The sequence below is a fragment of the Aquicoccus sp. SU-CL01552 genome, from assembly GCF_040365005.1.
GTDB lineage: Bacteria > Pseudomonadota > Alphaproteobacteria > Rhodobacterales > Rhodobacteraceae > Antarcticimicrobium.
The window spans coordinates 216,087-235,843 of the sequence record NZ_BAABWV010000002.1 but is presented as its reverse complement, the minus strand read 5'-3'; the positions used below and the strand labels follow the sequence as shown (position 1 = coordinate 235,843).

At 66.5% G+C, this 19,757-nt stretch carries 26 protein-coding genes; 10 read left to right on the top strand and 16 right to left on the bottom strand.

All coding sequences use genetic code 11. The features are described from left to right. Window positions 1–67: 67 nt before the first annotated feature. From soxZ to ABWV23_RS03845, 5 genes are all read right to left on the bottom strand, one after another. Window positions 68–397, bottom strand: coding sequence for a thiosulfate oxidation carrier complex protein SoxZ (soxZ, locus tag ABWV23_RS03865; RefSeq protein WP_353345112.1), 330 nt, complete (start codon window positions 395–397; stop codon window positions 68–70). A gap of 42 nt (window positions 398–439) precedes the next feature. Next, a complete protein-coding gene (gene soxY, locus ABWV23_RS03860; RefSeq protein ID WP_353345110.1) occupies window positions 440–856 on the bottom strand; it encodes a thiosulfate oxidation carrier protein SoxY in 417 nt (138 codons plus the stop codon). Window positions 857–906: 50 nt separating this feature from the next. Further along, entirely contained in the window at window positions 907–1,383 is a 477-nt protein-coding gene (soxX, locus tag ABWV23_RS03855; protein WP_353345108.1) for a sulfur oxidation c-type cytochrome SoxX, read from the bottom strand. A 182-nt stretch (window positions 1,384–1,565) separates the two neighbouring features. Then, on the bottom strand, window positions 1,566–2,144 hold the full coding sequence (locus ABWV23_RS03850; RefSeq protein ID WP_353345106.1) for a thioredoxin family protein: 579 nt from the start codon (window positions 2,142–2,144) through the stop codon (window positions 1,566–1,568). Window positions 2,145–2,169: 25 nt separating this feature from the next. Next, window positions 2,170–2,907 (bottom strand): cytochrome c biogenesis CcdA family protein, encoded by a 738-nt coding sequence (locus ABWV23_RS03845; protein WP_353345104.1) that lies wholly within the window; start codon window positions 2,905–2,907, stop codon window positions 2,170–2,172. Between the two features lie 105 nt (window positions 2,908–3,012). On the opposite strand from ABWV23_RS03845, the gene ABWV23_RS03840 reads away from it, so the two are divergent. The 3 genes from ABWV23_RS03840 to ABWV23_RS03830 all read left to right on the top strand — a co-directional run bounded on the left by ABWV23_RS03840 (window position 3,013) and on the right by ABWV23_RS03830 (window position 4,956). Beyond that, window positions 3,013–3,393 (top strand): hypothetical protein, encoded by a 381-nt coding sequence (locus ABWV23_RS03840; protein ID WP_353345102.1) that lies wholly within the window; start codon window positions 3,013–3,015, stop codon window positions 3,391–3,393. A gap of 93 nt (window positions 3,394–3,486) precedes the next feature. Beyond that, window positions 3,487–3,822: an ArsR/SmtB family transcription factor gene (locus tag ABWV23_RS03835; RefSeq protein WP_353345100.1), complete on the top strand. Its 336-nt coding sequence runs from the start codon at window positions 3,487–3,489 to the stop codon at window positions 3,820–3,822. Window positions 3,823–3,897: 75 nt separating this feature from the next. Next, the gene (locus tag ABWV23_RS03830; protein ID WP_353345098.1) at window positions 3,898–4,956 is read left to right on the top strand and encodes a YeeE/YedE family protein; all 1,059 of its coding nucleotides are present in this window, start codon (window positions 3,898–3,900) and stop codon (window positions 4,954–4,956) included. A 75-nt stretch (window positions 4,957–5,031) separates the two neighbouring features. Here the strand turns inward: ABWV23_RS03830 and ABWV23_RS03825 are convergent, their stop codons facing one another. Next, window positions 5,032–6,153: a zinc ABC transporter substrate-binding protein gene (locus ABWV23_RS03825; RefSeq protein WP_353345096.1), complete on the bottom strand. Its 1,122-nt coding sequence runs from the start codon at window positions 6,151–6,153 to the stop codon at window positions 5,032–5,034. A 97-nt stretch (window positions 6,154–6,250) separates the two neighbouring features. On the opposite strand from ABWV23_RS03825, the gene ABWV23_RS03820 reads away from it, so the two are divergent. From ABWV23_RS03820 to ABWV23_RS03810, 3 genes are read left to right on the top strand one after another with little or no spacing between them, the layout of a single operon-like run. Continuing rightward, window positions 6,251–6,751, top strand: a complete 501-nt coding sequence (locus ABWV23_RS03820; RefSeq protein WP_353345094.1) for a Fur family transcriptional regulator — start codon at window positions 6,251–6,253, stop codon at window positions 6,749–6,751. Next, window positions 6,748–7,512 (top strand): metal ABC transporter ATP-binding protein, encoded by a 765-nt coding sequence (locus ABWV23_RS03815; protein WP_353345092.1) that lies wholly within the window; start codon window positions 6,748–6,750, stop codon window positions 7,510–7,512. The genes ABWV23_RS03820 and ABWV23_RS03815 overlap by 4 nt, the downstream gene beginning before the upstream one ends. Beyond that, window positions 7,509–8,309: a metal ABC transporter permease gene (locus tag ABWV23_RS03810; protein WP_353345090.1), complete on the top strand. Its 801-nt coding sequence runs from the start codon at window positions 7,509–7,511 to the stop codon at window positions 8,307–8,309. Before ABWV23_RS03815 ends, ABWV23_RS03810 begins: the two co-directional genes overlap by 4 nt. A 31-nt stretch (window positions 8,310–8,340) precedes the next feature. Here the strand turns inward: ABWV23_RS03810 and ABWV23_RS03805 are convergent, their stop codons facing one another. The 3 genes from ABWV23_RS03805 to ABWV23_RS03795 form a co-directional block, all read right to left on the bottom strand. Then, entirely contained in the window at window positions 8,341–8,523 is a 183-nt protein-coding gene (locus tag ABWV23_RS03805) for a CTP synthetase (protein WP_353345088.1), read from the bottom strand. A gap of 342 nt (window positions 8,524–8,865) precedes the next feature. After that, on the bottom strand, window positions 8,866–9,348 hold the full coding sequence (locus ABWV23_RS03800) for a cytochrome b (protein WP_353345086.1): 483 nt from the start codon (window positions 9,346–9,348) through the stop codon (window positions 8,866–8,868). A 112-nt stretch (window positions 9,349–9,460) separates the two neighbouring features. Next, window positions 9,461–9,904: a DsrE family protein gene (locus ABWV23_RS03795; protein ID WP_353345084.1), complete on the bottom strand. Its 444-nt coding sequence runs from the start codon at window positions 9,902–9,904 to the stop codon at window positions 9,461–9,463. A gap of 326 nt (window positions 9,905–10,230) precedes the next feature. Between ABWV23_RS03795 and ABWV23_RS03790 the strand changes: the two genes are divergently transcribed. Then, window positions 10,231–10,368 (top strand): entericidin A/B family lipoprotein, encoded by a 138-nt coding sequence (locus ABWV23_RS03790; RefSeq protein WP_353345082.1) that lies wholly within the window; start codon window positions 10,231–10,233, stop codon window positions 10,366–10,368. Between the two features lie 59 nt (window positions 10,369–10,427). Here the strand turns inward: ABWV23_RS03790 and ABWV23_RS03785 are convergent, their stop codons facing one another. Next, window positions 10,428–10,937 carry a PhnA domain-containing protein gene (locus ABWV23_RS03785; protein ID WP_353345080.1) on the bottom strand — a complete coding sequence of 170 codons (510 nt, stop codon included), beginning with the start codon at window positions 10,935–10,937 and terminating at the stop codon, window positions 10,428–10,430. 203 nt (window positions 10,938–11,140) lie between these two features. Between ABWV23_RS03785 and ABWV23_RS03780 the strand changes: the two genes are divergently transcribed. Beyond that, window positions 11,141–11,533, top strand: coding sequence for a hypothetical protein (locus ABWV23_RS03780; protein ID WP_353345078.1), 393 nt, complete (start codon window positions 11,141–11,143; stop codon window positions 11,531–11,533). A gap of 178 nt (window positions 11,534–11,711) precedes the next feature. Here the strand turns inward: ABWV23_RS03780 and lepA are convergent, their stop codons facing one another. After that, window positions 11,712–13,511, bottom strand: coding sequence for a translation elongation factor 4 (gene lepA, locus ABWV23_RS03775; RefSeq protein ID WP_353345076.1), 1,800 nt, complete (start codon window positions 13,509–13,511; stop codon window positions 11,712–11,714). Between the two features lie 392 nt (window positions 13,512–13,903). Between lepA and ABWV23_RS03770 the strand changes: the two genes are divergently transcribed. Next, window positions 13,904–14,212, top strand: a complete 309-nt coding sequence (locus ABWV23_RS03770) for a hypothetical protein (protein ID WP_353345074.1) — start codon at window positions 13,904–13,906, stop codon at window positions 14,210–14,212. Window positions 14,213–14,487: 275 nt separating this feature from the next. Here the strand turns inward: ABWV23_RS03770 and ABWV23_RS03765 are convergent, their stop codons facing one another. The 4 genes from ABWV23_RS03765 to hisD all read right to left on the bottom strand — a co-directional run bounded on the left by ABWV23_RS03765 (window position 14,488) and on the right by hisD (window position 18,051). Further along, window positions 14,488–14,784, bottom strand: a complete 297-nt coding sequence (locus ABWV23_RS03765; RefSeq protein ID WP_353345072.1) for a GIY-YIG nuclease family protein — start codon at window positions 14,782–14,784, stop codon at window positions 14,488–14,490. Between the two features lie 254 nt (window positions 14,785–15,038). Continuing rightward, window positions 15,039–15,716, bottom strand: coding sequence for a cysteate racemase (gene cuyB, locus ABWV23_RS03760; RefSeq protein WP_353345070.1), 678 nt, complete (start codon window positions 15,714–15,716; stop codon window positions 15,039–15,041). 13 nt (window positions 15,717–15,729) lie between these two features. After that, window positions 15,730–16,740 carry a D-cysteate sulfo-lyase gene (gene cuyA / locus ABWV23_RS03755; RefSeq protein WP_353345068.1) on the bottom strand — a complete coding sequence of 337 codons (1,011 nt, stop codon included), beginning with the start codon at window positions 16,738–16,740 and terminating at the stop codon, window positions 15,730–15,732. Between the two features lie 3 nt (window positions 16,741–16,743). Further along, complete coding sequence (hisD, locus tag ABWV23_RS03750) at window positions 16,744–18,051, bottom strand: histidinol dehydrogenase (RefSeq protein ID WP_353345066.1); 1,308 nt, start codon at window positions 18,049–18,051, stop codon at window positions 16,744–16,746. Window positions 18,052–18,132: 81 nt separating this feature from the next. On the opposite strand from hisD, the gene ABWV23_RS03745 reads away from it, so the two are divergent. Continuing rightward, window positions 18,133–19,098 (top strand): LysR family transcriptional regulator, encoded by a 966-nt coding sequence (locus ABWV23_RS03745; protein WP_353345064.1) that lies wholly within the window; start codon window positions 18,133–18,135, stop codon window positions 19,096–19,098. Between the two features lie 155 nt (window positions 19,099–19,253). Here the strand turns inward: ABWV23_RS03745 and ABWV23_RS03740 are convergent, their stop codons facing one another. Continuing rightward, window positions 19,254–19,703, bottom strand: a complete 450-nt coding sequence (locus tag ABWV23_RS03740; RefSeq protein ID WP_353345062.1) for a low molecular weight protein-tyrosine-phosphatase — start codon at window positions 19,701–19,703, stop codon at window positions 19,254–19,256. Window positions 19,704–19,757 lie beyond the last annotated feature (54 nt).

Below are 19,757 nucleotides of genomic sequence, written 5' to 3'. Positions count from 1 at the left end.
AAACATCCTCCCTATGGATCCCCCCGCCCCCGGCTCGGCGGGGACAGGGGACGGTTTCTTGTTTTATTTAGCCGACCGCGACCGACTTGCTGGTTTCGTAGACCGACCCGTCGTCGTCGTACCAGGTGAACTTCATGTCACCGGCCTCGGGAATCGTGGCCTCGAATTCGAAGTACGGGTTGGTCGAGATCGCCGGGAACAGTTCCACGTCGATCACGTTCTGGCCGTTGAAGTCGCAGGTGAAGCGGTTGATGATCGACCGCGGAATGACGTTGCCGTCGCCGTCCTTGCGCTGACCGCTTTCCATCTTGTGGCTGATCAGGGTCTTGATCGTCACCACATCGCCGGCTGCGGCGCTTTTCGGGACTTTGACGCGGGGTTTAACACCAGATGCCATGTTCAGGTTCTCCTTGTCTCGGGATGGATGACTGCGCGGCGATCAGCCGCCACAGCCCCCGATGGTGACTTTCACGGTCGACGCGGCGCGGGCAAAGCTGCCATCGGCCATCTTGGCGATGGCGACCACATCCTGCGTTCCGGCCAGGCGGATGCGGGTCGAGGCGCTCTGGCTGCCGGCCAGCGGACCGAACTTGAAGGTGGCGACACCCGGCGTCGGGTTGCCGGCGGCCAGCACCATGATCGCGGTTGCACCCGGCGCGCTGACCTCGATCGGCACCGTGTTGCCGTTCTCGGCGATCTCCGGCGCGGTCAGCTCGATACCGGTGTCGGCCATGTCGGCCCCGCCGGTGAAGGCTTCGATCGCGGCATCCGCCGAGGCCGATGCGCGGAACGGAACCATGCTGAGAACCGCTGCGCCCAAGCCCATGGCCAGGGTATCGCGACGTGTGAACTCCATTTGCTCTCTCCTTTACGTTTCGCAGCGCCCGGGATCGCCCGGGCGGGCTGTCATTCTTCTTTCATGGTCGCCAGGAAGGCGACGACATCCTCGATCTCCTGCGCCGACAGCAGTGGCGGCAACGGTTCGGTCCCGGCCTTGCCGGTATAGGCGTTGCCCGGACGGGTGAAGCCGTCGACCTTGTAGAAGGACGGCATCACCGAGCCCTCGAACATCATCTTGGCGTTGACCACCAGGCCGCGCAGTTCCGCCGTGCTCCAGCGATCCCCGGCCCCGTCGAGGATCGGGCCGACATTGCCCTGGAAGGGCACATCGCTCAGCGCGGATATCTCGTGACAGGCGACGCAGTTGCCCTTCGACTTGGTGCCCATGATCACGGCCCCCTTGGCCGGATCGCCCGCCACCCCGGTCAGGGACATCTCGATGGCCATGTCGTCGTTGAACTTGACCTCCTTGGGGCCGACCTCGGCCGCGAAGGCCGAGCCGGCAACCAAGGTCGCGGCCACTGTCAGATAAGTAAGTTTCATGGTTCCTCCCGTCGCTGCCGCGCAGACAGGCGCGGTCTTCTGTCGTTTTTCTGTCTGCATACCGTAGGCTACCGGCCGCAGTGTCGCAACAACAAATTCATGATTGTGAATTATTCAGGAAATGCCGCTACACGCGCCCGAAACCTCAGGAAATTTCACCGAGGCCGCCCCGACATGCCGAATCATTCCGTGCTGCCGTCGTTGCGCTCTCGAATCCTGCGCGCGTGGTAGCGTTGGAAATCCTCCTCGGACTGGTCGAGATAGCGCTCTTCGGCGACCCAGGTCAGCATGTCAAAGGTCGTCCCCGGACCGAAAGCCCCCGGCATGATCGCCACCGCCTGTGCCGCCGCCGGCTTGCTCTCGTCCAGTTCGGGCGGGAAAAAGATCATCGTCGGCGTGAACAGTACGTTCCATTTCCGCGCCGCCGCCTTTTCCGACAGCGCCTCGCCATCGGTATCGACGATCTCGGTATCGCCATGCAGGTTCAGCTGGATCGGGAAATAGGCCTCGTGCAGCAGCTTCTGGATACGCGGATCGGGAAAGGTGTTCTCGTGCATGTCGCGGCAATAGATGCAGCCGCGCTGTTCCACGATCACCACCACGCGCTTGCCCTCGGCCTTGGCCTCGGCGAAATCCTCGCGCAGGTCCTTGAAGGTGTCGCGCATCCAATCGGCCTTGTGCAGGCCATCGTCGCCCAGTTCCGCCGCCGCGACCGGGATCGCCAGCAGCAGCGCAGCCATCGCCGCAAGAATATGTCTCATCTCAAGTCTCCTCCACTCATTGACATCAGCCGACGCTGGCAAAGCCCGGGAACCACCGGATCATGGCGTCGGCGATCAGGTTCACGCCCCCCGTCGCGATCAGGATAGCAAAGACGATCAGCATTGCCCCCATGCCTTTTTCGACCCATCCGAAAGCGGCGCGATGGCGCTGAACCCAGGCCAGGAACGGCCGCGCGAAAAAGGCCGCCACGATGAAGGGGGCGGTCATCCCGGCGCCGTAGACGAACAGCAGGAGCGCGCCGCGCCAGATGTCGCCCATGCCGCTGGCGATCATCAGGATCGAGGCTAGTGCCGGACCGACGCAGGGGGTCCAGCCAAAGCCGAAGGCCAGCCCCATCAGGTAGGCGCCCAGGATCGTGCTGGCCTCGGCGCTGCTTTCCACCCGCGCCTCGCGATACAACAGCGGCACCCGGATCACGCCAAGGAAATGCAGCCCGAACACCAGCAGGATCGCCGCCGCGACATAGGCCAGCGTATCGAGGTATTGCCCGAACATGGAACCCAGCGCGGTGGCGCCCATACCCAGCAGCATGAAGATCGTGGTCACCCCGAGCGCAAAGAACAACGCCGAGACGATCAACCGCTTTTGCGCCCCCGGCGCGATCTGGCCGTCACCGCGCAACTCGGCCATGCTCAGCCCGCCCATGTAGGACAGGTAGAACGGGACCATCGGCAGGATGCAGGGCGTAAAAAAGCTCAACAATCCGGCGGCAAGTGCCCCGAACAGCGAAATTTCCAGCATTTGATTCCCCTCCCAGGACCGCGCCCGGATCGCTTCGGGCTTCGGCTTGAAAAATTCATATATTCAAATTATCTTGTTCGACGATACCGGGTCAATGGGGGCAGCATGTTTCGTGCGAAGGTTTTTGGCGGAGTTCTCGCGGCCCTGTTGATGGCCGGCCCCGCCCTTGCGGCCGAACTGGTGATGGTCGAACAGGTCGGCTGCGCCTGGTGCGCCCGCTGGAACGACGAGATCGCCCCGGCCTATCCCAAGACCGACGAGGGCCGCTTCGCGCCGCTGCGCCGGGTCGACCTGCACCGGATGCCCGAGGACCTTGAGATCACGCGCCGCGTCACCTTTACCCCGACCTTCCTGCTGGTCGAGGACGACCGCGAAATCGCCCGGATGGAGGGATACCCCGGCGAGGATTTCTTCTGGCCGCTGCTGGAGAAGATGCTGGTGGAGCACACCGCCTATGCCCCGTCGGAGACGGCGGGCAACGGGTAAGGAAAAAATGAACCGTGCCCCAACGACACGGCTGACACGACCGGGATCACGCTGATACTCGGTGAACCGCGACAAACACGAGGACACAGACCCATGACGCTTCCGCAATTCTCTACCGACATGTCGGAAGAAGAGCTGGACAAGATCGCCGCGAACGCGACCGACGCGTCGAATTTCCTCAAGGCGATCAGCCACGAGGGGCGGATGATGATCCTGTGCCACCTGGTCACCGGCGAGAAATCGGTGACCGAGCTGGAAGAGCTTCTTTCAGCGCGCCAGGCGGCGGTCTCGCAACAGTTGTCGCGGCTGCGCCTCGAAGGGCTGGTGGTGCCTCGCCGCGAGGGCAAGGCGATCTATTACCGCCTTGCCGACGAAAAGCCGCGTCGCCTTCTCGAGGTGGTCTACGACCTGTTCTGCGACGCCGATTGATCCCTGCCCCTTGCAGGGGCTTCGGTTTTCCAACAAGCTGAACCCGGCGCTGACCGCGCCATGGGGAGGAAACTGATGCCGGAATGGCTGAGCGAAAGCCAGGCCGTGGCGCTTGTCGGGATGTTCGGAGGGCTCCTGCTGGGTCTGGCCGCCCGCCTCGGCCGGTTCTGCACGTTGGGCGCGATCGAGGATCTGCTCTACGGCGGCAGCGACACCCGGCTGCGGATGTGGGCGCTGGCGGTGGGCGTCGCCGTCACCGGCAGCTTTGCCCTGATCGGCGCCGGGCTGCTGGACGAAACGGAAAGCTTCTATCTCTCGATCCGCTGGATGCCGATGGCCTCGATCCTCGGCGGGCTGATGTTCGGCTATGGCATGGCACTGGCGGGCAACTGCGGCTATGGTGCCATCGCCCGGTTGGGGGGCGGCGACCTGCGCTCCTTCGTGATCGTGCTGGTGATGGGGGTCTCCACCTATGTGGTGCTGGCCGGGCCGCTCGCACCGCTGCGCAACTTCTTCTTCGAACAGGTGGACGTCACCACCGACATGCCCCCCGGGCTGGCCCATCACGCCGCCGCGCTGACCGGGCTGCCGCTGCATGTGATCGGCATTGCCGTGGGGCTTGCGATCACCATCGCCGCGCTCTGGGCACCGGCGCTGCGCCGCGACCCCAAGGCACTGTTCTGGTCGGTCGTGGTGGGGGTGGCCATCGTCTCGGGCTGGGGCGGCACGCAATACGTGGCCACCAACGGGTTCGAGGCGCTGCCGGTGGTCTCGCACAGTTTCTCGGCCCCGGTGGGGGAAACCATCCTCTGGGCCATGAGCGGCAGCCTGCGCCCGGTGTCCTTCGCGGTCGGCTCGGTCGGGGGGATCTGGCTGGGCGCCTTCGTCGGTTCCCTGATCAAGGGGCATTTCCGCTGGGAGGCCTGCGAGGATCCGCGCGAGCTGCGCCGCCAGATCATCGGCGCCGCAGTGATGGGTGCGGGCGCGGTGCTGGCCATGGGCTGCACCGTGGGCCAGGGCATGTCGGCCTTTTCGCTGCTGGCGATCAGCGCCCCGGTGACCTTCCTGTCGATCTTTGCCGGCGCCGCCCTTGGGCTGCGCCAGCTGATCGAGGGGTTCAAACCCGCCGAGTAGAGTAGACGGCAAAACAGGCGTTCAAACCGCCCGGGGTTTTGCCGGTCCGACGTGCATGCCGGACCGGCAAATCGGTCAGTGCGCGGCGCAGGCGGCGAAGCCCGCCCCGAGGTCGCGGATCAGCGCCGGATACAGCCCCTTGCCCAGCTCGTGACGACGGCCCAGCGGATCAAGCTCGAGGATCGGGATATCGCGCCCGGCGACGGCGGCCTCGAGCAACCCGGTGTCGAACTGCGGCTCGGCAAAGGCGCAACGCACCCCGAGATCGACCAACCGGTCGCGCAGCTGCGCCAGTTGTGCCGGGCTCGGGTCGGTGGCGTCGCCGGGGGTCACGGTGCCCACCAACGTCAGGCCGAACCGCTTTTCAAAGTACTGGAACGCATCGTGGTAGGAGACAAAGGCCACCCCCTGCATCGGGCGCAGGGCCTCGGTCACCTCGTCCACGGCGGCGGCGATCTCGGCCTGCCCCTTGGCGGCATTGGCGCGGTACAGATCGGCGTGTTCGGGATCGAGCGCCGCCAGCTTCTCGGCGATCACCTCCAGCCAGACAGCACCGTTCTGTGGGTCGAGCCAGGCGTGCGGGTCATAGGAGCCGTGGTGGTGGTGATGCCCCGCCTCGTCATGCCCCTCGTCATGCTCTTCCTCGTGGGCGTCATGACCGTGACCGTCGTGGTCATCGTGACCTTCTTCATGGGCGTCGTGGTCGTGATCGTCGTGATCATCGTGGCCTTCTTCATGGGCATCGTGGTCGTGGTCATCGTGGCCCTCTTCATGGTCGTGATCGTCATGATCATCGACCGCGTGGTCATGATCGGCGTGCTCGGCCTCTGCCGCCGCCAGCACGTCATCGGCGCCCCGATAAGGCAGCTTGATCGTGCCCTCGGCCTCGATCAGCTCAAGCATCTCGCCCCGCCCGGCCAGCGACTCCAGCGGTTTTTCCAGCCAGGGGGCCAGCCCCTCGCCGACCCAGACCACCAGATCGGCATCCTGCAACGCCCGCGCCTGCGACGGGCGCAGCGCGTAACTGTGCGGCGACAGCCCGGGCTTGACCAGCAGCACCGGCGTTCCGACCCCGTCCATCACCGTGGAGGTCAGCGCGTGGACCGGCGCGATATCGGTGACCACCTGCGGCGCTTCGGCCCAGAGCGGGCCGGCCGCCAGCGTGGCGCAGGTTGCGAGAAGGGGGAGTTTCGACATGATACCCTCAGTTTTGCGTTATGTTATAACAGAGAAGGCCTGTTGATAGAGGGAATGTTATACTATATCAACCCCTGGCCGACAGGAAAGCGCCCCCATGACACAGACGAAATCACAGACCACCTCCGTCGGGTTCGACCCGCATGACCACAGCCATTGCATCGCCGACGCCCTGCAGACCGCCGAGGACATATGCCGCGCGCAGAAGCTGCAGTTCACCCCGGCCCGCCGGCGGGTGCTGGAGATCCTGCTGGAACGGCATCGCGCCATGGGAGCCTATGAGATCCTCGACATCCTCGCCGCCGAGGGGATGGGATCGCAGCCGCCGGTGGTCTACCGGGCGCTGGATTTCCTCACCGGTCACGGGCTGGCGCACCGGATCGAGCGGATGAACGCCTATGCCGCCTGCACCCACCCGGGGGCAAGCCATGTCCCCGCCTTCCTGATCTGCCGCCTTTGCAAGGCCGTGGCCGAGGTCGAGACCGGGCTCGACAGCGGCCGGCTGGGCGACGCGGCGCGAAACACCGGGTTCACCATCGAAAAGGTGGTGGTCGAGGCTGAGGGGCTCTGCCCCGGGTGCGCGGAGGCGGCGGCATGAGCGCGCCCCTGATCGCCGCGCGCGACCTCACCCTCCGTCTGGGTGGCAAGGTGATCCTCGACGACGTGAACGTCGAGATCACTGCGGGCGAGATCGTCACCATCGTCGGACCTAACGGCTCGGGCAAATCCACCTTTCTGCGGGCGCTGATCGGGGCCGTGCGCCCCTCGTCCGGCAAGATCGAGCGCGCGCCGGGGCTGCGTGTGGGCTACGTTCCGCAAAAGCTCGCCATCGACCGCTCCATGCCGATGTCCGTGCGCCGGTTCCTTGGCCTGCCGCGTCGGATCAAGCGGGCCGAGGCCGACCAGGTGCTGGAACGCGCCGGGGCTCCCGGGCTGGGTGATCGCCAGATGACCGACCTGTCCGGTGGACAGTTCCAGCGGGTTCTGCTGGCCCGCGCGCTTCTGGAGCGGCCGCAACTCCTGTTGCTCGACGAGGCGACGCAGGGGCTGGACCAGCCCGGCGCCGCTGCCTTTTACCGCCGCATCGAGGAGGTGCGGCAAGAGCTTGGCTGCGCCGTGGTGATGGTGAGCCACGACCTGCACGTGGTGATGGCCGCCTCGGACCGGGTGATCTGCCTGAACGGTCATGTCTGTTGCCAGGGCACGCCCGAAATCGTCGCCGACGCGCCGGAATACCGGGCGCTGTTCGGCACCGGCACCAAGGGCGCGCTGGCGCTCTACCGGCACCGGCATACCCACGATCACGACCATGATCATGACCACGCACACGACCACAGCCACGAGGACGTACAGGCATGAATTTGCTGGATGATTTCCTGGTACGCGCGGCGCTGGCCGGGCTGGGGGTGGCGCTGGCCGCGGCGCCGCTGGGCTGTTTCGTGGTCTGGCGGCGTATGGCCTATTTCGGCGAGGCGACGGCGCATGCCGCCGTGCTTGGCGTGGCGCTTGCGCTGGGGTTGGGGCTGGCGGTGATGCCGGCGGTCCTGGGCGCCGCGCTGTTGATGGCGCTGGCGGTCTCGGCGATGACCGGGCGGGGCTTCGCCATGGACACCGCGCTCGGGGTGATGTCGCATACCGCGCTGGCCGCCGGGCTGGTGGCGGTGACGCTTCTGGCCGATGTAAGGCTGGACCTGATGGCCTTTCTCTTTGGTGACATCCTTGCCGTAACCCGCTGGGATATCGTCACAATCTGGGGCGGCGCCGCATTGGTCGTGGCCCTGACCGCCTGGCGTTGGCCGGCGCTTCTGCTGTCCACGCTGAACCCCGACCTGGCCCGCGCCGGCGGCATCGACCCGCGCCGCGAAGAGCTGGTCCTGACCCTCGCGCTGGCGGTCGTGGTGGCGGTCGCGCTCAAGGTAGTGGGGGTTTTGTTGATCGCGGCGCTGCTGGTGATCCCGCCGGCGGCGGCGCGGCCCTTGGCGGCGACGCCGGAGGGGATGGCGGCAGGTGCGGCGGGGTTGGGGGCGACCTCGGCATTGGGGGGGCTTTGGGCCGCCTTCGTGTTCGACACGCCGACCGGACCCAGCATCGTGTGCACGGCGGCGGTGCTCTTCGTGCTGACGAGCCTTGTGGGCGGGCTGCGCAAACGCGGCTGACGCCACGGAAAACCGTCAAAACATCAATGGGTTACTTGCCGCCCATGGCCCACGCCACGGCGCGAGAGACGGGAAAGCCCAGCCCGAACCCCACCGCCACGGAACCGGCCAGCGGCCCTGCCCCGCCCCAACCGGCGACGAGCAGGATGACGATGCCGACCCCGGCGAGGGTGGCGCCGATGAAGAGATGCAGGATCAGGACAAGGGGGCTCATGCCCGCCGGATTAGGCCACGTGGGCGCGCCGTGCCTTGATCCAGGTCACGTGAGATCGGGGAGTCCGGGCGGCATTTCGTACGAAATGCCCCCCTGCCGCCAAGGCCCGAAAGGCCCGTTCGGGGAATTTCGGGGCCGTTTTGTACCAAAAGGGAAAACGGGGCGGTAGGCGAGGTTTCGATCTGGTTAACCGGCGTCCTCCGGACCGGACCCCGGGTCAAGCTCGGGGTGACAGGGGGGGGGTGATGGAGACTCCGGCTGTCATCCCGGACCTGATCCGGGATCGTGGGAGAGGTGTCGGGAGGCCCCGGGTCAGGCCCGGGGTGAGGAAGGCCCCCTGCCCTAGCCCGCGCGTTTCATCCGGGACATGATGTCGGTCTTGAGCACGAATTGCTGGTAGAGCGCGCCGGCGATGTGCAGCGCCACCAGCGCCAGCAGCAGGATCCGCATCAGCCCGTGCGCCCCGGCCGCCGGGCCGACGCCACCGAACCACGCCACCGCGCCGGAGATCGGCATCAGCACCATCAGCCCGTAAAGACCGATATGGGTGGCGGCGGCGACGAGTTTCAGCGGCGCGGGTTCCTCCTCGGGCAGCGGCGGCGCGCCGCGCGTGAGCCGCAGCACGATGCGCCAGACCACCAGCGCCAGGATCAGCAGCCCGCCGAAGACATGGCCCGCGATCAGCGGTGAAAAGGTGAAATCGCCGGTTTCGCGCAGGCTGTCCCATGCCTCGGTGATCCATTCATGGAACAGGTATTGCAGGGCGATCAACAGGAAGATGACCCAATGCAGGGCGATCTGGGCGCGGGAATAATGGCTGGGCATGGGAACCTCTGGCGTCGATGGGTGTACAACGCCAGGTTACACGGCCCCCGCGGCGGAAATCGCGCGAAAACCGGGACGCGCGCGCAGATGTCGCGCCCCGGGTCATGACGGCTCAGGGTCGGACGTAAGCGTAGCCCTGCTGTTGCAGTTCGACCAGACGGACCACGCCGGAGGGCACGACCCCGGCCTCGTCCAGCAGGGCGACCTTATGGCCGGCCTTCTCGCTCATCTTGCGGTGGGTGTTGCCGCAAGCGGCGAAGGAGAGCCCCTCGATCTCGAGGCTCATCGCCGAGATGCGATCGGCCACCGGGCTTTTTCCCGCCACCAGCATGTTGAAGCCGGGGCCATAGGTGACCACCTCGATCACGGTGGTGTCGCCCTGTGACTGGTAGTACTTGTTGACGTTGGCGACGTTGTTGAGCGCCATGTTCATCACCTGTGGGTCGTTCTGGTTGACGTGGAACGCGATGTGATGGGTCTGGCCCTCGGCCCAGGCGGCGCCGGCGGCCAGCGTCGTGCCGAGTGCGAGCGCAGCGGCGGTGATCAGATGTTTCATGGTTTCCCTCCCTTGGTGTGATCGGGAGGATAGGACAAAATGACGCAATCGGATAGTTTTTTATGAATATGTGAATATGGGGACGGTTCCCCGGGTGCCCCCGGCCCGCTGTCATCTTCGCGCAGGCGGGGGCCACCAAGCAAGGCCCCCTGCGTCGTCAGATCCCCGCTTTCGCGGGGATGACAGGACGCACGGGGTGACGGGGGCGCAGGGGTGACAGGACGCGCGGGGGAACAGGGAGACGGGCCGCGGGCCGCGCATGGGTCTTGCCGCCGGGCGCAGGGCGGGCCTATATCGCGTATCGAGCGAGCAGATGGAGAAATGCGATGACGCGAGTGTTTGTGTTCGGCCTTGCCCTGCTGGCACTGGCCGCCTGCGAGACCACCAAGGGCGCCGGGCGCGACCTGAAAAAGGCGGGTGACGCCATCGAGGACGTGGCCGAGGACGTTCAGAAGAAACTCTGAGCCTCCGCTTCAGGGGGCCGTCCTGCGGCCCCCACCCTGCCCTGACCTGCCTTGTGGCCTCAGCGTTTCTTGACGAACTCGGTCAGGATGACGATGCGCTGGCCCTCGACGCGGCCCTCGATATGGGCGGGGTTGTCCTGCACCAGCGAGATGCCGCGCACCGCCGTGCCGCGCTTGGCGGTGAAACCGCCGCCTTTCACCGGAAGATCCTTGATCAACACCACGGTGTCGCCCTGTGCGAGCGGCGCGCCGTTGCTATCCTTGTGCGCGCTTTCCTGCGGCACGTTCTCGACCCAGGCGCGGGTGTCGTCATCGAGCCAGAGCTGGTCGGACAGGTCGCGCGCCCAGTCGTGATCGGAGAGGCGGTTCAGCATGCGGGCAGCCAGCACCTGGGTGGCGGTATCCTCGGACCACATCGACGACGACAGGCAGCGCCAGTGGTTCGGCTCCGGCTCGCCCTCGATCTGGGCGATGCAGGTGTCGCAAAGCTCAACGCTGGCGCCCTCGGGGCCGCCGGAGACGGGATAGGCGGTGAGGGGCGCGTCGGCAGAACAAAGGGCGCAGGGCATGGATAGGGCTCCGGATAGGTTGTGTTGGATTGCCTATAGGGGGTGAGCGCGGGGATGGGAAGGGGGTGGGCTGCGGCGGAGTGGCGGGAAGAGGCCCCCGCTTTCGCGGGGGTGACAGGGGGATTCTCACGGGGCAAGACGAGGACGTTAAGAAAGGTTGCCAAAAGATTAACAACCAGGGTGGCATCGGATAGGCTGCCCCCATGCACGAACTTGCCCTCGCCGCCATCTTCTGCACCTTGATGATCCGGGGCACCCCCGAGGTCTCCCACCCCTATTCGGTGGGCTACGATCTTCACCGGATCCGCGTGGATTGCGAAACGGAAACGCAGGTGATCGAGGTTGGCCTGGACAAGCGCAGCTCCATCGACAGCGTGCACCAGACGGTCTTTGCCGCCACGCTGACGGGCAAGTCGCCAATGGTCCTGATCATCGACACCGACGGGCGCGAAGACCGATATGAGTTCCAGATAAGGACCGTGGCGCAAACCCTTGGAGTCGCTTACAAAGTCCTTGACCGGGATTACCTGATCAGGTGGCAGATGACCGAATATCTGCGCAACTATCACCCGGTGGAAATCCACCCCAAATCCTGATCAGCCGCTTGCCTGTGGCGGCCCCTGTCATCCCCGCGCAGGCGGGGATCTCATGCGGTACGCTTCTGGAGGCCCCCGCTTTCGCGGGGGTGACAGGGGGGCTTTATTGGCGAGGGTGTGGGCACGCAGTTGGCTTTGCCAACCGCTGTCGCCCACTGGCCCTGAAGATGGATAGCCTTCAGCTATCCATCTTCAGGGCCGAAATGAACGCTTCTTGCGGGATGTCGACCTTGCCGAACTGGCGCATCTTCTTCTTGCCCGCCTTCTGCTTGTCCAGCAGCTTGCGTTTGCGGGTGGCATCGCCGCCGTAGCATTTGGCGGTCACGTCCTTGCGCAGGGCGCTCAGGGTTTCGCGCGCGATCACCTTGCCGCCGATGGCGGCCTGGATCGGGATCTTGAACATGTGGCGCGGGATCAGGTCCTTGAGCTTTTCGCACATCGCCCGGCCGCGCATCTCGGCGCGGTCGCGGTGGACCATGGTCGAAAGCGCATCGACCGGCTCGTCGTTGACCAGGATCTGCATCTTGACCAGCGTGTCTTCGCGGTAGCCGGTCATCTGGTAGTCGAAGCTGGCATAGCCCTTGGTCACCGATTTCAGACGGTCGTAGAAGTCGAACACCACCTCGTTCAGCGGCAGGTCATAGACCACCATGGCGCGGGTGCCGGCATAGGTCAGCTCCTCCTGGATGCCGCGGCGGTCCTGGCAGAGTTTCAGCACGTCGCCGAGGTATTCGTCGGGCACCAGGATGGTGGCCTTGATCCGCGGCTCCTCGATATGCTCCACATGGGTCAGGTCGGGCATGTCGGCGGGGTTGTGCAGCTCGCGCATCGTCCCGTCGCGCATGTAGATGTGATAGACCACCGAGGGCGCGGTGGTGATCAGCTCGATATCGTATTCCCGTTCGATCCGGTCGCGGATCACCTCGAGGTGCAGCAGCCCGAGGAAGCCGCAGCGAAAGCCGAAGCCGAGCGCGGCGGAGGTTTCCATCTCGTAGCTGAAGGAGGCGTCGTTCAGCGCCAGTTTCTCGATCGCGTCGCGCAGGTCCTCGAACTCGGCTGAATCCACCGGGAACAACCCGCAGAACACCACCGGGACCGAGGGTTTGAAGCCCGGCAGCGGCGTCTCGCAGCCCTTTTTCTCGTGCGTGATGGTGTCGCCGACACGGGTGTCGCGCACCTGCTTGATCGAGGCGGTGAGAAAGCCGATCTCGCCCGGTCCCAGCTCGTCCACCGCCTGCATCTGCGGCCGGAACACGCCGATGCGGTCGACGTGGTGGATCGAGCCGTTCTGCATCATCTTGATGCGCTCGCCCTTTTTCAGCACCCCGTCCATGATCCGCACCAGAACGATCACGCCGAGATAGGCGTCGTACCATGAATCCACCAGCATCGCCTTGAGCGGCGCGTCGCGGGTGCCCTGGGGCGCCGGCAGGTGCTGCACGATGGATTCCAGCACCTCGTGGATGCCCTGCCCGGTCTTGGCGGAAACCGCGATGGCGCCCGAGGCGTCGATGCCGATCACGTCCTCGACCTGTTCGGCCACCCGGTCGACGTCCGAGGCGGGCAGGTCGATCTTGTTGAACACCGGCACGATCTCGTGGTCGGCGTCGATCGCCTGGTAGACATTGGCGAGCGTCTGCGCCTCGACCCCCTGGGTGCTGTCGACCACCAGCAGCGAGCCCTCGACCGCGCGCATGGAGCGGGAAACCTCGTAGGCGAAGTCGACGTGGCCGGGCGTGTCGATCAGGTTGAGCACGTAATGCTCGCCATCATCGGCGGTATATTCAAGGCGCACGGTGTTGGCCTTGATGGTGATGCCGCGTTCACGCTCGATATCCATGGCATCGAGCAGCTGTTCCTTCATGTCGCGGTCCTGCACTGTTCCGGTCTCCTGGATCAGGCGGTCGGCGAGCGTGGATTTCCCATGGTCGATATGCGCGACGATGGAGAAATTTCGGATATGTGCAAGATCGGTCATGCAGTGCGATATGTATGGGAAAACCAACCCCGTCAAGCGCGCAGGCGCGCGGGCGGGGACCGGGGCGGAACCGGGACTGGACGGGGGGCGGACAGGAAACGGACGGGGCGACGCACCTTCCTTATTTCTGCCACAATCATTGGGCAATGTTTCTGGTATCGAAACAACCGCGCAAAGACGTGGAACGAGGCAAGAGCAGTGAATGACCCCGGTGTTCCGGTGTCGCGACATACCTCCCGAGATGGGGCGGGGCCTGGTCCCTGCCCCTTTTCGGTGCGGATCTGCGCGCAACGGTCGGCACGGACGATTGCCCCCCGGCAGGGAGTGAGACATAGTGCGGCGCGAACCCGGGCGGGGCCGCGCCCGAACGTGTTTTTGGAACGGGGACAGGAATGAAACATCTGCTCACCATCGCGGCGACCGCCGCAACCCTGGCATGGATCGCACCGACGCCCGGCACGGCGAGCGTGATCGAACGCGCCTGCATGCAATCCAACCGCAAGGCGTCGCCGTCGCTGTGCCGCTGCATCCAGAAGGTGGCCAACCACAGCCTGAACGCGCTGGAACGGCGCAAGGTGGCCCGCTGGTTCGGCGACCCGCACCAGGCGCAGGAGGTCCGCCAATCGGACCGGCGCAAGGACGCGGAACTGTGGAAACGCTATACCGCGTTCGGCGAACAGGCCGCGAAGACCTGCAAGTAAGGCCCCGGTGATCGCAAGACCCCCGCTTGCGCGGGGGTGACAGGGGTGGCTTTCTTCGCAGACGTTATCATCCCCACGCAGGCGGGGATCTTTCCTTGGTGGCGCATCCTGCAAGACCCCCGCTTGCGCGGGGGTGACAGGGGCGCGCACAGAGGTGACGGAGGAGGCTTCCCCCACGGACGTTGTCATCCCCGCGCAGGCGGGGATCTCTGGTTGGTGACGCATCTGGCATGAGGCCCCCGCTTTCGCGGGGGTGACAGGGGGAGAACCGCCGCTCACAGGCCGATCGACGGCGCGAGGTCCGACCAGTCGGGGTTGCGCGCCTGGATCAGCGCGTCTTTCCATGCGCGGCGCCATTTCTTGATGCGTTTTTCCCGCAGGATCGCTTCGCCGATCTCGGTGTGATGTTCGAACCAGACAAGGCGCCGACACCGGTAGCGCCGGGTGAACCCGTCAGCGTGGCCCGAACGATGTTCCCACAGACGCCGCAAGAGATCGTTGGTCACACCGCAGTACAACGTGCCATGGGGGCGGTTGGTAACCAGATAAACGTAATAATCATGGCGTCGCATGCACGAGGATAGGCGCCCAAGGGTTGTTGTGGGGTTAACGGGATAGGGGAGGCCCCCGCTTTCGCGGGGGTGACAGGGATCGCTTTCCTCACAAGCGTTGTCATCCCCGCGCAGGCGGGGATCTTTGGTTGCGCGTGCCGCAAGAGGCCCCCGCTTTCGCGGGGGTGACAGGTGGGTGGGCGGCGGTGACAGGTGGCGGGCGGGGGTGACTGGCTGGCGCGTGGGGGATGGGCGAACGCGCGCCCTACCCTGCCCTACCCTGCCCTGGCCCTGCGTGCGACTTCAGCGACCAGGCAATCGAGGCTGTCGGTCCAGGGCAGGCCTGCGGGCAGGCCGGGGGTGAGCAGCGACAGTTCGGTGCAGGCGATCAGCGCCCGGTCGCAGCCCGCATCCAGCAGCGCAAGGGCGGCCTTGGCCAGCGCCGGGGCGCCATTGGTGTCGCCGGATTTCACCGCGCGGATCAGCGCGAGGATCGGTGCGTCGTCCTCCGGGTAACAGGCGGTGAGGCCCCGGGCGGCGAAGGCGGCATCGAACACGCCGGTGATCCGCACGGCGGGCGAGGCCAGCAGTCCGACGCGCTGCGCGCCCTCTCTGGCGAGGCGGGCGGCGGTCAGCTCCACCATGTCGAGCAAGGGCAGCCCGCAGGCGGCGCGGATCGCCGGGGCGTAGTGATGCGCGGTGTTGCAGGGCATCGCCAGCGCGCGGGCACCGGCAGCCTGAAGATCGCGCGCCATGCGTTGCAGGACCGGGGCCGGATCGGCCCCCTGCCCCTCGATCAGCGCCTTGATCCGGCTGGGCACCTGCGGGTTCTGGTGCACGATCAGCGGCACGTGATCGGCGTCGTCGCGGGCGGGCACCGCGGCGAGCACCTTTTGCATCAAGAGGATCGTCGCCTCGGGCCCCATGCCGCCAAGGATGCCGACGGGGATCATCCGGGCGCCGGCCTTACGCCCGCCCGGCCACGTCGAAGACATGGGTATAACCGGTCAGACCGATGGCGCCGCCGGTGTGCAGGAAGACGATCTTTTCGCCCTTATTGAAATGTCCCTTGCGGACCAGGTCGATCAGCCCGGCGCCGCCCTTGGCGGAATAGACCGGGTCGAGCAGGATCGCCTCGGTCCGTGCAAAGAGGTCGATCGCCTCGAGCGTGCTTTCGGCGGGGATGCCATAGCCATCGCCGACGTAATCGCAGTTGGCGACCACGTCCGCGCGCGCGACGACACCGGGGCAGCCCAGTTTCTCGGCGGTGCGGACAGCGAGGTTATAGACGTTCTCCTCCTGCTTGTCCTTGGGCGCGCGCACGCCGATGCCCAGCAGCGGGATGTTGGCGTTCATCGCGCAAAGCCCGGTGATCAGCCCGGCCTGGGTGCCGGCGCTGCCGGTGGCGTGGACGATGTGATCCACGTTCAGCCCGAGGTCGACGAACTGGCCCAGCATTTCCAGCGCGCAGTTGACATAGCCCAGCGCCCCGGTCGGGTTCGAGCCGCCGCCGGGAATGGTATAGGCGGTGCGCCCCTCGGCGCGGAACCTGTCGGCCACCGCCTCCATCTCGGCGTTCATGTCGAGGTCGGGGCCGCGGTGTTCGATGCTGGCGCCGTGCAGCACGTCGAGCAGCACGTTGCCGTTGTACTTGTAGTTCTCATGGTTGTAGCCGGTGCGGTCCTCGAGCAGGATATGGCAATCGAGGCCCAGTTTCGCCGCTGCGGCAGCGGTCTGGCGGGCGTGGTTGGACTGGGTGGCGCCTTGCGTCAGCACGATGTCGGCGCCCTGCGCCATCGCCTCGGCCATCAGGAATTCCAGCTTGCGGGTCTTGTTGCCGCCGGTGGAGAGGCCGGTGCAATCGTCGCGCTTGATCCAGATCTCCGGCCCGCCGAGCGCCTCGCTCAGGCGCGGCAGCGGTTCCAGCGGGGTCGGCAGATGGGCAAGCCGGGTGCGGGGAAACTTGGCGAGGTTCATGTCTTATCCTTCGTGGTTTGCGGCGAGTTTGACCGGCGGACGGGAATTGGCGAGCCGGATGTCGGCACTGCGGGCGTGGCCCTCCATCCCCTCGGCGCGGCTGATGATGGCGGTGGCGCGGGCCAGCTCCGGCAGGGCCGGATCGCCGACCCGTTGCCAGGTGACGGTTTTCAGGAACTTGTGCACGCTGAGGCCGCCGGTATAGCGCGCGGCGCGGCCGGTGGGCAGCACGTGGTTGGGTCCGGCGGCCTTGTCGCCGAAGGCCACGGTGGTCTCGGCGCCGAGGAACAGCGAGCCATAGGCGGTGAGCCGGCCCCGCCACCAGTCGAGGTCGCGGGCCTGCACGTGCAGGTGTTCGGGCGCGTAGCTGTCGGCCAGTGCCGCCAGCTCTTCTCGACTGTCGCAGAGGATCACCTCGCCCAGGTCGTCCCAGGCGGAGCGCCCGGCGCTGGCGTTGGGTTCGGGCAGTTCGGCCAGGCATTGCGGCACCAGGCGCAGCACCGCCTCGGCCTGGGCGCGGTCGTCTGTGGCGAACCAGACCGGCGAGGTGGCGCCATGCTCGGCCTGCGCGGCGAGGTCCCAGGCCAGCGTGTGCGGGTCGGCGGAGCCATCGGCCAGCAGCATCAGGTCGGTCGGGCCGGCGACCATGTCGATGCCGACCGGGCCGAACAACTGGCGCTTGGCCTCGGCGACAAAGGCATTGCCGGGACCAACGAGGATGTCGGCGGGCGGGGTGCCGAACAGGCCCTGCGCCATCGCCGCGACGCCCTGCACCCCGCCCAGCACCAGGATGCGGTCGGCGCCGGCCAGCGCCATCGCGTAGAGCAGCGCGGGGGGAATCCCCTGATCGCCGCGCGGTGGCGAGACGGCGGTGATATGGGGCACGCCGGCGGCGCGGGCGGTGGCGATCGACATCAGCGCCGAGGCGATATGGGCATAGCGCCCGCCGGGCACGTAGCAGCCGGCGGCGTTGACCGGGATCTGGCGCTGGCCGACGGTGAGGCCGGGGCGCAGCTCGGTCTGGAAATCGAGGGCCGAGGCGCGCTGGGCCTCGGCGAAGCGGCGGATGTTCTCATGCGCGTAGCCGATCGCCTGTTTCAGCGCCGCCGGCACCTGGGCGGCGGCAGCGCGGATGGTCGCCGCCGGCACCGCGACCGGCCCGTCCCAGCCATCGAGCCGGCGGGCATAGTCGCGCGCGGCCTCTTCTCCGCCACTGGCCAGCCGGGCCAGCATGATGCGCACGGTATCGGACAGATCATTGCCCTCCTGCGCCGGAACGGGGCGGGCGGATTTGAGAAATTCAACGGTCATTTCGGGCACCTCGCGGTTTGAAGGGGTTGACCCATGGGAAGGGTATATTCACAAAAGGCAAAACTGACGGGGAAACACTCCATGCTCATGAAAGGCCTGACCCTGCGCGGGTTGGAAGTATTCGAGGCGCTGGCATCGACCGGATCGGTGGCGCAGGCCGCCGAGATCACCGGGCTGAGCCTGCCTGCGGTGAGCCAGCAGTTGCGCAACCTCGAAAAGTCGCTTGGGGCCGAGCTGGTCGATCACGGGCGGCGACCGATGGTGCTGACGCCGGCGGGGCGCAACTTCCTGGCCCGGACCGAGGCGGTGCTGTCGGAGCTGCGGCTGGCGCAGAGCGAGTTGACGGTGATGGACCTGAGCGAGCTGACCACGCTGTCGTTCGGGTTGATCGACGATTTCGACAACGACCTGACGCCACGGTTGGTGACGATCCTGGCCGAGAGCCTGACCCGCTGCCGCTTCAAGATGATCACCGCGCCCAGCCTCGAGATCACCGAGGCGATGGAGGCGCGGCGGCTGCATATCGCGGTGGCGGCCAGTACCGGAGAGCTGCGCGAGGGAATTGTGGAATACCCGCTGGTGCGCGATCCTTTCGTGCTGGTGGCGCCGCGCGGCAGGGTGTCGAACCGGCACGACATCCTCGCCGAGCTGGGCGATCTGCCGCTGTTGCGCTATGCCCGCGAACAGTTGATCGGCCGCCAGATCGAGGCGCAGCTGGCGCGCCAGAAGCTCCAGTTCGAGGAACGGTTCGAGATCGGCAGCCACCTGGCGCTGATGGCGATGGTGGCCCGGGGCCTTGGCTGGACGCTGACCACGCCGCTGGGCTACGTGCGCGCCGGTCGCTACCACGACGACCTTGAGGTGTTCCCGCTGCCCTTCGCGGCCTTCTCGCGCACGATCTCGCTGTTCGCCGCCGCCGACTGGGCCGACCGGGTGCCGCGCGACGTGGCCCAGACCATGCGTCGGCTGGTGGACAGCCAGTTCATCGGCCCGGTGACCAGCCGCCTGCCCTGGTTGGCGGGGCAGCTTCGGGTGCTTGACAGCTAGGCGCGGGTTGTCGAGGCGAAAGAGGGGCATGGCAATCTGACGATGAGGGGTGTCCGTGCCCCCATCCATCGACAGCGCGCCCCATCCGCGCAAGCCCGGGCGCGCGAGATTTCACATCACGACCGGGCAGTTTCGATTTCGCTTAATTTCGACCCTCACCCGGCGGGATCGAGCGCCGCTTTCAACCCCTTGGCCGCCGCCTCGATCAGGTCGAGCGCGGCGTCGAAATCGCGGGTGTAATAGGGATCGGGCACGTGATCGGCCCCGGTTTCGGGGGCGTAATCGGTGAACAGCCGCACCGGGGTGTCGCTGCCCGTCGGGCGCAGCGCCTCGATCTCGTCGAGGTTGTCGGCATCCATCGCCAGGATCAGGTCGAAGCGGTGGAAATCGCCGGGTTGGAATTGGCGCGCGTGCAACCCGCCAAGGTCGATGCCCCGCGCCCGCGCCGCCGCCTGCATGGCGCCATAGGGCGGTTCCCCCACGTGCCAGTCGGAGGTGCCGGCGCTGTCGATTTCCAGCCCCGGCAGCAGCGCGCGGGCGATGCCCTCGGCGGCGGGGGAGCGGCAGATGTTGCCAAGGCAGACGAACAGGATTCGGGTGGTCATTCGGGCCTCCTTTGGCCAAGGTGTAGGCGATGACAGGCACGGGGAAAACCCGGG